This window comes from Haemophilus haemolyticus (assembly GCF_001008275.1).
GTDB lineage: Bacteria > Pseudomonadota > Gammaproteobacteria > Enterobacterales > Pasteurellaceae > Haemophilus > Haemophilus haemolyticus_P.
The window spans coordinates 1-11030 of sequence record NZ_LCTH01000010.1 but is presented as its reverse complement, the minus strand read 5'-3'; the positions used below and the strand labels follow the sequence as shown (position 1 = coordinate 11030).

The following is an 11030-nucleotide window of genomic DNA, read 5'->3' as shown; positions in this document are numbered from 1 at the left end:
AATCCGTGAAGGTGGCCGTACAGTAGGTGCTGGTGTTGTAGCGAAAATCATCAAATAATTGATGTATTCTTGAATGTCTTAAAGACAGAAAGAAGACAAAAGAAAAGTGCGGGGAAAACATTCCGCACTTTTTGTTTATTCTGTGTCTGATATTTCGCTTAAGTATTTACTAGATTATTTGATTTTATAGTGATAGCTGCGGTAAATAATTTTCAGTGATTCCAACAAGTTCTTCTATTGAAATTAATTTTATCTTGCTGTTTTGAGGTAAAAGTGCGGTGAGATTTCTTGCTAAAATATCTTGTTTCAATATCATGCAATTCCCTTTACATTTGACAAAATAATCAGGGTATTTTACTGCCAATAACACACCATCCTGCCATAATACTACCACATCTTTTTCTGTAATATATAAAAAGTAATCATCTAGTTCAGTTTTGGGGTAATCTGACTGGGAAAATGTATAAAGCATAATATTCCTTAGAAAGTTAACAATTTTTCAGCTTGAGTAAGTTTTTCTATCAATAAAGAGCGGTCAATTTTTTCACAAGATAGGATGAGTTGCTTATCCTCTAGCTTAAATTTCTGTAAAGATTCCGTGCAGATAAAGCATTGTTCTACATCATATAAATCTAATAATTTAAAGGTTCTAATAAAGTCTTTCTGTTGAATGAGTTCAGGTTGTTGATGATTAATAAGATTTAGTACACCATCATCTATAAAAAATACGCCAATATCATCTGGCTCACAAAAAGCTGTTGCGGCAAGAATTGCATCTAAGCCTTCTCGTGAAATGGATGTGCCATGTGGAGATGTGCGAAATAAAAAGACTATTTTCATAGGGTTATAACTCGATCTGCTTTTAAACTTGCTGCCATAAACTCACCAAGGCCTGTGATTATGAATCCCTCTGCAAGATTGTAGTGATCTGTGGTTGATGTGGTTAAGTTATCGACGATACCTCGTCTTTGAGATGCTGCAACACATAAATGCAAAGGAACATTGTGGGCGATGGAAAACATTTGCCAATGTTTTTGTAAATTAACTTCATCATTAGCTGGATACACTAATGCATTTCCGTTACTCACTCCATCTTGAAAGAAAAAAATCTGTGAGATTTCGTGTCCTTTTTTGATTAAGGCTTCTGAAAATTGATAAGCTAAAAATGCCCCTTGTTTTCCGTAAATAGGGCTTTTGACTGCGATAACATAGCGCATTATTCTTGCTCTTGTTTGATTTGACGGATGTACAGGTAAACCGTATGTCGGGAAATATCTAAACGTTCTGCGACTAAATTAATCGCATCTTTAATATCAAAAATACCTTTTTCGTAAAGAGAAAGGACGATTTGTCGGTTTTTAGTATTATTGGCAACAGAGCGATCCGCATTGACTTCTTCTATTGTTTTTTCAATAGTCTGCGCAACCAAGTCTTCCACTGAACTCGCAAAGTTCACTGAAGAGGTTTCATTCGTATGCTCCGTTGGCATAAAGCATTGTAAAAATTGAGATACGGGTACATCTAAATTAATATTGATACAAAGCAAACCAATAATACGCTGAGTTTTATTACGAATAGCGATAGTCACTGATTTCATCAGTACGCTGCCTTTTGCTCGTGTAAAATAAGGCTTTGAAACGCTTTCGCTTTGCATATTTCGTAGCGAACGTAAGGCAAGATCGGTGATTGGCGAACCAACTTGTCGATTAGTGTTATGTCCGTTAGCAATACAAATAGCAGAATGTTCAATATCTTCTAGAGAATGAAGCACAATTTCGCAATGTTCGCCAATCAGTGCGCTTACACCATCAACGACCGCTTTGTAGGAGTTTATGATAGTGCGATCTTCGTCGGTGAAAGGATATTTGTCGTTTAAAGTCATGGTGTTAGGTTAAAAGTGCGGTAAAATTCCGCTCGTTTTTTATAATAAAAAGCACGCGTTAAAGAACGCGCGCTATTAAACTCATTAATTATTTTGCAGCTTTTGGATTGACGTCTAATACTTCTACATCAAAAATTAATGTTGAATTTGGTGGAATAGATGCGCCAGCACCTTGTTCGCCATAGCCTAATTCAGGTGCAATAACTAATTGAATTTTCCCGCCTTTTTTCACTAATTGAAGACCTTCAGTCCAGCCTTTAATTACTTGATTAAGTTGGAATTCTACAGGTTGACCGCGCTCTACGGAACTATCAAATACTTTTCCGTTTGGTAATTTACCCGTGTAATGTACTTTAACCGTATCTGTTGCTTTGATTGTATCGCCTTTACCCGCATTTTCAATTTTGTACATTAAACCAGATTGTGTCGTTTTTACATCTTTACCTTTAGCAAATTCAGCACGGAATTTATCACCTTCTTCTTTTGCTTGTTTAGCAATAGATTCTGCTTTTGCTTTTGATGCAGCCATTAATTTTGCTTCAATAGATTCTAAGGTTTTTTGGATTTTTTCATCTTTACGAACATCCACTTTACCTTCTAAAGCATCTTTTAAGCCATCTAAAATACGTGCATTATCATATTTGATGGCTTCTTTATGTGAATCTACAAGATCTTTCATTTGGCCGCCCATGAGCGCACCCACGGCATAAGATGCTGCTTTCTCATCGAATGCGCTATCTTCTGCAAAAACTTGGCCAGAAATCACCGCACTTACCATTAATGCTGCAATAGATAATTTTTGAATTTTTAACATATGAGTTAATCCTTTATAATGAATGGAATAATACGAGGAATAGATTAAATTGCTTTCTATCTATTCTCAACTTTTTTTTAGAATTTAGAGAAAATTTATGCAAATTCAACAAATGTTAGAAAATCGCATCGAAGAACTTGAAACGAAAATTGCATTTCAGGAACAGTTATTAGATGAATTAAATCACGCTTTAGTTCAACAGCAATTTGATATAGATAAAATGCAAGTGCAATTGCGTTATATGGCAAATAAATTAAAAGATTTTCAACCCTCTAACATAGCAAGCCAGTCTGAAGAAACGCCACCGCCCCATTATTAATTTTTGCAATAAATTCGTACAAATGAAAAGGGCGCTTAATGCGCCCTTTAAATTACATTCCCAAATAATAATCAGCTAAATACTTGCCTGCTTATGCAAAGTATTTTTCCAAATCGTCGCTACCGCCAATGTGTTTACCACCGATAAACACCTGTGGAACAGTAGTACGACCTGAAACTGCACGTACGCTCACGATTGTTGCATCGTGACCTAATACGATTTCTTCGAAACTTAAGCCTTTATCGTGTAAAAGTTGTTTTGCTTTTGCACAGAAAGGACAGCCAGGTTTTGTGAAGATTGAAATAGACTCTTGCACTTGATGTTGTGGCGCAAGATATTTCAACATAGTGTCAGCATCTGATACTTTGAACGGATCGCCTGGCTCATTTGGTTCAACAAACATTTTTTCAACTATGCCGTTTTTCACAAGCATAGAGTAACGCCATGAACGTTTACCGAAACCTAAATCCTCTTTACCAACTAACATACCCATACCTTCTGTAAATTCACCATTACCATCTGGAATGAAAGTGATGTTTTCAGATTTTTCATCTTCTTTCCATGCATTCATTACGAAAGTATCATTTACAGATACAACAAGAATATCGTCTACACCGTATTTTTTGAATACTGGCGCTAATTCGTTGTAACGTGGTAAGTGTGATGATGAGCAAGTTGGAGTGAATGCGCCCGGTAATGAGAACACGATCACTGTTTTGTTATCAAATAATTCAGAGGTAGTTACATCAACCCATTTATCACCCTGACGAGTGCGGAATGTCACTTGAGGTACTTTTTTTCCTTCCATACTAGACATTGTTTTTTCTCCTATTGGTTGTTAATTTAAATTTTACGCGCTGTATTATAGGGAAAATTATGATATAGTCATAATCAATTAATTCTATTCTTTTAATTGAATTTTTCTATAGGGAAAATCTCATGAATATCCGTGATCTAGAATATCTTGTTGCCTTATCTGAATATAAACATTTCCGCCGTGCTGCCGATTCTTGTAATGTGAGCCAACCAACATTAAGTGGTCAAATTCGTAAATTAGAAGATGAGCTCGGTATTATCTTGTTAGAGCGCACCAGTCGTAAGGTGTTGTTTACTCAATCTGGGATGTTATTGGTTGATCAGGCTCGCACAGTTCTTCGAGAAGTTAAATTATTGAAAGAAATGGCGAGCAATCAAGGTAAAGAAATGACAGGGCCATTACACATCGGTTTAATCCCAACAGTCGGTCCTTATTTGCTCCCTTATATTGTGCCAACGTTAAAAGCGGCATTCCCTGATTTAGAAGTTTTTCTTTATGAAGCGCAAACGCATCAATTATTAGAACAATTGGAAACGGGGCGTTTAGATTGTGCCATCGTTGCCACTGTTCCAGAAACTGAGGCTTTTATTGAAGTACCTATTTTCAACGAGAAAATGTTACTTGCCGTATCTGAGCATCATCCTTGGGCTCAAGAAAGTAAACTTCCAATGAACCAGTTAAATGGGCAAGAAATGTTAATGCTTGATGATGGCCATTGTTTGCGTAATCAAGCGCTAGATTATTGCTTCACTGCTGGCGCAAAAGAAAATTCCCATTTCCAAGCGACTAGCCTTGAAACTTTGCGCAATATGGTGGCAGCAAATGCAGGTATCACTTTTATGCCTGAATTGGCAGTACTAAATGAAGGCACACGCAAAGGTGTGAAATATATTCCTTGTTATTCGCCTGAACCATCACGCACCATTGCGTTGGTTTATCGTCCTGGTTCACCATTACGTAATCGTTATGAGCGTGTGGCAAGTGCGGTCAGCGATGAAGTTAAATCTATTCTAGGTGGGTTGAAATAATGGCTGGTGTTCGTGCTGTTCAAAAAGAAAAGACTCGTCGAGCTTTAGTGGATGCGGCATTTAATCAACTTAGCGCAGAAAAAAGTTTTTCTAATTTGAGTTTGCGAGAGGTTGCTCGTGAGGCTGGAATTGCGCCTACATCTTTCTATCGCCATTTTAGCGATATGGATGAACTCGGCTTAGAAATGGTGGATGAGGCTGGTTTAATGTTGCGCCAATTAATGCGTCAAGCGCGTAAACGTATTGATGCTGGCGGTAGCGTTATTTCAGTTTCTGTAGATACATTTTTTGAATTCATCACTAACAGTACGAACGTTTTCCGCTTGCTATTACGCGAAAGTTCAGGCACTTCTCAAGCTTTTCGTACTGCGGCAGCACGTGAAATTAAGCATTTTGTTGATGAGTTAGCGGAATATATTTCCTACAAACATCAATATTCGCAATATGTTGCTTATGTTCAAGCGGAAGGCATCGTAACAATCGTATTTACTGCAGGGGCTAATGCTTTAGATATGAGTAAAGCTGAACGTGAGCAACTTAAAGCGCGTGTGATTTTGCAGTTGAGAATGCTTGCAAAAGGCGCTGATTTTGCAGCGAATAAGGAAAGAGGCAAGTAAGATAGTTTATATCTAGCCTATTAGTTTTCTCTTTGTGCTTAGATATTCACTATCTTTTATGTTTCCGAATTATTTCTCATACCAAATTTTATTCACATAAAGAGTGATGATCCCTGAAGGCGTTTCAACCCGCACTTCGTCGTCTAATGTTTTTCCGATTAAAGCTCGAGCAACTGGGGAATCAATGGATATCCAATTTTTCGCAGGGGCAAATTCATCGCAACCGACGATACGATATTGCTTGATTTCACCATCTTCATCTTCCAATTCTACCCATGCGCCAAAGAAAATTTTTCCCTCTTGCTTTGGGTTGTAATCGACAATTTGTAGCACTTCCAATCTTTTAGTTAAAAAACGTACACGACGATCAATTTCACGTAATCGGCGTTTACCATAAATATATTCGGCATTTTCGCTACGATCGCCTAGAGCGGCTGCATCTGAGACTGCTTGAGTGACTTTTGGGCGTTCTTCTTTCCACAAAAACTTGAGTTCTTGGTCAAGTTCATTCCAGCCTTGACGGGTAATATAATTTGATTTTGCCATAATAAAAATAAAAGAAAGTTTTTCGAATTATATTTGAGCCAAAAGCCTAAAACCAGTATTCTATCCCCGTTTTTTCTAGAATCCTTTCATAACAAAGAAGTATGACAATGTTAAATCAACAAATTAGCCAAATTATTGCGGCAGAATTAACCGTTCAACCCCAACAAATCCTCGCCGCCATTCAATTATTAGATGATGGCAACACCATTCCATTTATCGCCCGTTATCGTAAAGAAGCCACAGGTGGCTTAGATGACACCCAGCTTCGTCATTTTGAAACCCGTTTAATTTATTTACGTGAATTAGAAGATCGTCGTCAAACCATTTTGAAATCCATTGAAGAACAAGGGAAATTGACCGATGAATTGCGTGACAAAATCCATGCGACACAAAGCAAAACTGAATTAGAGGATTTATATTTACCGTACAAACCAAAACGCCGTACCAAAGGCCAAATTGCCATTGAAGCCGGTCTTGAGCCATTGGCTGATTTGCTTTGGAACGAGCCAAAAAATGATCCAGAATCAACCGCACTTTCCTTTGTTGATGCTGATAAAGGCGTGACAGACACCAAAGTAGCCCTTGATGGTGCACGCTATATTTTAATGGAGCGTTTTGCTGAAGATGCAGGTTTATTAGCGAAAGTCCGTGATTATTTAGCGAAAAATGCCGTTATCGTATCCAAAGTGATTGAAGGCAAAGAAACGGAAGGGGCTAAATTCCAAGATTATTTCGACCACCAAGAATTATTGAAAAATGTGCCTTCTCACCGTGCATTAGCTATGTTCCGTGGACGTAATGAGGGCATTTTACAATTAAGCTTAAATGCTGATCCTGATGCAGAAGAGGGAAGTCGCCAAAGCTATTGTGAAGAAATTATTCGTGATTATTTAGATGTCCGTTTTACGGGTCAGCCTGCGGATAAATGGCGTGAGCAAGTGATTTCGTGGACGTGGAAAATCAAAGTGTCGTTGCATTTAGAAACGGAATTAATGGCAAGTTTACGTGAAAAAGCGGAAGAAGAGGCCATTGATGTTTTCGCTCGAAATCTGACCGCACTTTTAATGGCGGCACCCGCTGGCGCGAAATGCACCATGGGCTTGGATCCGGGCTTGCGTACAGGGGTTAAAGTCGCGGTGGTTGATAACACAGGTAAATTATTAGATACCACAACCATTTATCCACACACAGGGCGTGAAGCTGAAGCGCAAGTGGCGATTTTCAGCTTGATCCGTAAACATAACGTGGAATTAATTGCCATTGGTAACGGTACTGCTTCTCGTGAAACCGAACGTTTTGCGAAAGAAGTGATTAAAGAAATTAAAGAAAATAAACCTCAAACCGTTGTGGTGAGCGAAGCGGGCGCATCGGTTTATTCCGCCTCTGAATTTGCTGCAAATGAATTCCCAAATTTAGATGTATCTTTACGTGGTGCGATCTCTATCGCCCGTCGTTTACAAGATCCATTGGCGGAATTAGTAAAAATCGAACCGAAAGCCATTGGTGTAGGGCAATATCAACATGATGTAAACCAAACCCAACTTGCACGTAAACTCGACTCGGTGGTGGAAGACTGTGTAAACGCAGTAGGCGTAGATTTAAATACCGCATCCGCACCATTATTAGCTCGTGTGGCTGGTATGACAAAAACCTTAGCGCAAAACATTGTGGAATATCGTGATGAAAATGGGCGTTTTGAAAGCCGTAGCGAATTGAAAAAAGTGCCGCGTTTAGGGCCAAAAGCCTTTGAGCAATGTGCTGGCTTTATGCGTATTGCTGGCGGGAAAAATCCACTTGATGCTTCAGGTGTTCACCCAGAAGCGTATCCTGTGGTCGAAAAAATCTTGCAAGCCACCGCGCAATCTATTCAAGATTTAATGGGTAATGCAGGTGTGGTACGTCAGCTTGATGCAAAACAATTCATTAATGAGCAATTTGGTTTACCGACCGTTCAAGATATTTTCAAAGAATTGGAAAAGCCGGGGCGTGATCCACGCGGTGAGTTTAAAACGGCTGTATTCGCAGAAGGCGTGGAAGAAATCACCGATTTAAAACCAGGTATGATTTTAGAAGGTACCGTCACCAATGTGACTAACTTCGGCGCATTTGTGGATATTGGTGTTCATCAAGACGGTTTAGTGCATATTTCATCATTAAGCGATAAATTCGTGGAAGATCCACATCAAGTGGTGAAAACTGGCGATATCGTGAAAGTGAAAGTCTTAGAAGTGGATGTGCCGCGTAAACGTGTTGCGTTGACGATGCGATTAGATGAAAGTGCGGTCAAAAATGACGGCAAATCTGACCGCACTTTATCAGCAAGGCCTCGTGGAAATACGCAACGAGAGGAGCGTAGTTCAAGAGGTAATAATGCGATGGGTAATGCTTTTACTGATGCGCTAAAAAATTGGAAAAAATAACAGGTTATAGGGCGAAATTATTTGCCCTTTTTTTATAACTATCCTTTCCCGAAAAGCATCGCCAAAACGGCGATTTTTTGCTATAATCTCGCCCAATTTTTATTTACAAAAGAATGAGATAAATTATGTCAGAAACGACCAATGATAACTATGGTGCATCGAGCATTAAAGTATTAAAAGGCCTTGATGCGGTGCGTAAACGTCCTGGTATGTATATCGGTGATACCGATGACGGTACTGGCTTGCACCATATGGTATTTGAAGTGGTGGATAATGCCATTGATGAAGCCCTCGCTGGCCATTGTTCCGATATTATCGTGACAATTCATGATGATAATTCTGTATCGGTGCAAGATGATGGGCGTGGTATTCCGGTGGATATTCACCCAGAAGAAGGCGTTTCTGCAGCAGAAGTTATCATGACCGTGCTTCACGCTGGCGGTAAATTTGACGATAACTCTTATAAAGTATCGGGCGGTTTACACGGTGTGGGCGTATCAGTGGTGAATGCGCTTTCTGATAAATTACAATTAACCATTCGTCGTCAAGGTCACGTTCATGAGCAGTTTTATCATTTAGGTGAGCCACAAGCGCCATTAACAGTGATTGGTGACACAGAGGCAACGGGGACAACGGTTCGTTTCTGGCCAAGCTCAGATATTTTTGCTATCACAACCTTTGATTACAAAATCTTAGCAAAACGCTTACGTGAGCTTTCTTTCTTGAACTCAGGCGTATCTATTCGTTTAATTGATAAACGTGATGGCTCTGAAGATCATTTCCATTACGAAGGCGGTATTCAAGCATTCGTCGAATATTTGAACAAAAATAAAAACCCAATCCATCCAAAACCATTTTATTTTACCGCTGAGAAAGATGGCATCGGTGTAGAAGTTGCCTTGCAGTGGAATGATGGTGTAAATGAAAACGTGTATTGCTTTACCAATAATATTCCTCAACGTGATGGTGGTACTCACCTAGCAGGTTTCCGTGGGGCTTTAACCCGTAGCTTAAATAACTACATGGAAAATGAAGGTATGCTGAAAAAAGAAAAAGTGGCGACTTCAGGCGATGATGCGCGTGAAGGTTTGGTGGCGATTATTTCAGTTAAAGTGCCTGATCCAAAATTCTCATCGCAAACTAAAGACAAACTCGTGTCTTCAGAAGTTAAAAGTGCGGTGGAATCTGCGATGAATGAAAAAATGCAGGAATATTTATTGGAAAATCCTGCAGATGCAAAAATCATTGTAAATCAAATTATTATGGCCGCTCGTGCGCGCGAAGCCGCACGTAAAGCTCGTGAAATGACACGCCGTAAAGGGGCATTAGATATTGCAGGTTTGCCGGGTAAACTTGCAGACTGCCAAGAAAAAGATCCTGCGCTTTCTGAACTTTACTTGGTGGAGGGAGACTCCGCGGGTGGTTCTGCAAAAGTTGGTCGCGATCGTAAAACTCAAGCAATTTTACCCTTGAAAGGTAAAATATTAAACGTAGAAAAAGCGCGTTTTGACAAAATGTTGTCTTCTCAAGAGGTGGGCACATTGATTACTGCCTTAGGTTGCGGCATTGGTCGTGATGAATATAATCCAGATAAATTACGCTATCATCATATTATTATCATGACTGATGCTGATGTGGATGGTTCTCACATTCGTACGTTACTTTTAACGTTCTTCTATCGTCAAATGCCTGAGCTTATTGAACGTGGTTATGTTTACATTGCTCAGCCGCCACTTTACAAAGTGAAAAAAGGAAAACAAGAACGCTACATTAAAGATGCGGATGAAATGGAGCAATATGAATTAACGCTTGCTTTAGATGGCGCAGAATTACATATTAGCGCAAATGCACCGGCAATGAATGCCCTTGTGTTTGAGAAATTGGTGGCAGAATATAACAGCGTACAAAAACTTATCGGTCGTTTAAACCGCCATTATCCAGCTCCTGTATTGCAAGGATTAATTTATCAGTCGCCAATTTCTGTTGAAATGATGAAAGACGAAAGTGCGGTTGAAAATTGGGGTAAATCTTTTGTTAAACAACTGACCGCAAAAGAAACCGAAGCACATCAATATTCAGTGCGTACACAATTTAATGCGGAACGCCAAGTATATGAAGCGGTGATTACTGTTCGTAAACACGGTATTGATACCGATTATTTCTTGAATTTTGATTTTGTTTACGGCAATGAATACGCGAAAATTGTTTCTCTTAATAAACAACTCAATGGTTTATTAGAAGAAGGCGCTTATGTCACACGTGGTGAAAAACTACAACCAGTACGTAGTTTTGAACAAGCCGTTGAATGGTTGGTGAAAGAATCTCGTAAAGGCCTTGAAGTACAACGTTACAAAGGTCTTGGTGAAATGAACGCTGATCAACTTTGGGAAACCACAATGGATCCGAATTCACGTCGTATGTTGAAGGTTTCTATTAAGGATGCTGTTGCAGCGGATCAACTCTTCACGACCTTAATGGGCGATGAAGTTGAGCCACGTCGTGAGTTCATTGAGCTGAATGCGTTAAGAGCAAATTTGGACGTGTAAATTTTCGTCTATTTATATTAATAACTGAAAGGGCAGTAAAT

The 11030-nt window shown here is 39.2% G+C and carries 12 protein-coding genes; 5 read left to right on the top strand and 7 right to left on the bottom strand.

The genetic code is table 11. The features are described from left to right. Positions 1-184 precede the first annotated feature (184 nt). The 5 genes from AAX15_RS01385 to fkpA all read right to left on the bottom strand — a co-directional run bounded on the left by AAX15_RS01385 (position 185) and on the right by fkpA (position 2696). Entirely contained in the window at positions 185-472 is a 288-nt protein-coding gene (locus tag AAX15_RS01385; protein WP_046938781.1) for a DsrH/TusB family sulfur relay protein, read from the bottom strand. Positions 473-480: 8 nt separating this feature from the next. After that, a complete protein-coding gene (gene tusC / locus AAX15_RS01380; protein WP_046938780.1) occupies positions 481-840 on the bottom strand; it encodes a sulfurtransferase complex subunit TusC in 360 nt (119 codons plus the stop codon). Then, positions 837-1217 carry a sulfurtransferase complex subunit TusD gene (tusD, locus tag AAX15_RS01375; protein ID WP_046938778.1) on the bottom strand — a complete coding sequence of 127 codons (381 nt, stop codon included), beginning with the start codon at positions 1215-1217 and terminating at the stop codon, positions 837-839. Before tusD ends, tusC begins: the two co-directional genes overlap by 4 nt. After that, positions 1217-1882, bottom strand: coding sequence for a helix-turn-helix transcriptional regulator (locus tag AAX15_RS01370; protein WP_005644402.1), 666 nt, complete (start codon positions 1880-1882; stop codon positions 1217-1219). Before AAX15_RS01370 ends, tusD begins: the two co-directional genes overlap by 1 nt. An 88-nt stretch (positions 1883-1970) precedes the next feature. Next, positions 1971-2696 carry an FKBP-type peptidyl-prolyl cis-trans isomerase gene (gene fkpA / locus AAX15_RS01365; protein WP_046938776.1) on the bottom strand — a complete coding sequence of 242 codons (726 nt, stop codon included), beginning with the start codon at positions 2694-2696 and terminating at the stop codon, positions 1971-1973. A 97-nt stretch (positions 2697-2793) separates the two neighbouring features. Between fkpA and AAX15_RS01360 the strand changes: the two genes are divergently transcribed. Continuing rightward, on the top strand, positions 2794-3015 hold the full coding sequence (locus AAX15_RS01360; protein ID WP_005630530.1) for a SlyX family protein: 222 nt from the start codon (positions 2794-2796) through the stop codon (positions 3013-3015). A gap of 91 nt (positions 3016-3106) precedes the next feature. Here AAX15_RS01360 and pgdx read toward each other — a convergent pair whose 3' ends face one another. Continuing rightward, entirely contained in the window at positions 3107-3832 is a 726-nt protein-coding gene (pgdx, locus tag AAX15_RS01355) for a hybrid peroxiredoxin PGdx (RefSeq protein ID WP_046938773.1), read from the bottom strand. Positions 3833-3954: 122 nt separating this feature from the next. On the opposite strand from pgdx, the gene oxyR reads away from it, so the two are divergent. Next, on the top strand, positions 3955-4860 hold the full coding sequence (gene oxyR / locus AAX15_RS01350) for a DNA-binding transcriptional regulator OxyR (protein ID WP_005635648.1): 906 nt from the start codon (positions 3955-3957) through the stop codon (positions 4858-4860). Next, positions 4860-5477: an HTH-type transcriptional repressor FabR gene (gene fabR, locus AAX15_RS01345; protein WP_005629669.1), complete on the top strand. Its 618-nt coding sequence runs from the start codon at positions 4860-4862 to the stop codon at positions 5475-5477. Before oxyR ends, fabR begins: the two co-directional genes overlap by 1 nt. A gap of 69 nt (positions 5478-5546) precedes the next feature. On the opposite strand, the gene greB is transcribed toward fabR, so the two are convergent. Beyond that, positions 5547-6023: a transcription elongation factor GreB gene (gene greB, locus AAX15_RS01340; RefSeq protein ID WP_046938769.1), complete on the bottom strand. Its 477-nt coding sequence runs from the start codon at positions 6021-6023 to the stop codon at positions 5547-5549. A gap of 107 nt (positions 6024-6130) precedes the next feature. Here greB and AAX15_RS01335 point away from each other — a divergent pair, with 107 nt between their 5' ends. Next, positions 6131-8443, top strand: coding sequence for a Tex family protein (locus AAX15_RS01335; RefSeq protein WP_046938768.1), 2313 nt, complete (start codon positions 6131-6133; stop codon positions 8441-8443). Between the two features lie 125 nt (positions 8444-8568). Beyond that, positions 8569-10989 carry a DNA topoisomerase (ATP-hydrolyzing) subunit B gene (gene gyrB / locus AAX15_RS01330; protein ID WP_046938766.1) on the top strand — a complete coding sequence of 807 codons (2421 nt, stop codon included), beginning with the start codon at positions 8569-8571 and terminating at the stop codon, positions 10987-10989. The last annotated feature ends 41 nt before the right edge of the window (positions 10990-11030 follow it).

Coding starts and splice junctions, on each gene's coding strand:
- AAX15_RS01385 (WP_046938781.1), bottom strand. CDS start 472: ATGCTTTATACATTTTCCCAGTCAGATTACCCCAAAACTGAACTAGAT.
- tusC (WP_046938780.1), bottom strand. CDS start 840: ATGAAAATAGTCTTTTTATTTCGCACATCTCCACATGGCACATCCATT.
- tusD (WP_046938778.1), bottom strand. CDS start 1,217: ATGCGCTATGTTATCGCAGTCAAAAGCCCTATTTACGGAAAACAAGGG.
- AAX15_RS01370 (WP_005644402.1), bottom strand. CDS start 1,882: ATGACTTTAAACGACAAATATCCTTTCACCGACGAAGATCGCACTATC.
- fkpA (WP_046938776.1), bottom strand. CDS start 2,696: ATGTTAAAAATTCAAAAATTATCTATTGCAGCATTAATGGTAAGTGCG.
- AAX15_RS01360 (WP_005630530.1), top strand. CDS start 2,794: ATGCAAATTCAACAAATGTTAGAAAATCGCATCGAAGAACTTGAAACG.
- pgdx (WP_046938773.1), bottom strand. CDS start 3,832: ATGTCTAGTATGGAAGGAAAAAAAGTACCTCAAGTGACATTCCGCACT.
- oxyR (WP_005635648.1), top strand. CDS start 3,955: ATGAATATCCGTGATCTAGAATATCTTGTTGCCTTATCTGAATATAAA.
- fabR (WP_005629669.1), top strand. CDS start 4,860: ATGGCTGGTGTTCGTGCTGTTCAAAAAGAAAAGACTCGTCGAGCTTTA.
- greB (WP_046938769.1), bottom strand. CDS start 6,023: ATGGCAAAATCAAATTATATTACCCGTCAAGGCTGGAATGAACTTGAC.
- AAX15_RS01335 (WP_046938768.1), top strand. CDS start 6,131: ATGTTAAATCAACAAATTAGCCAAATTATTGCGGCAGAATTAACCGTT.
- gyrB (WP_046938766.1), top strand. CDS start 8,569: ATGTCAGAAACGACCAATGATAACTATGGTGCATCGAGCATTAAAGTA.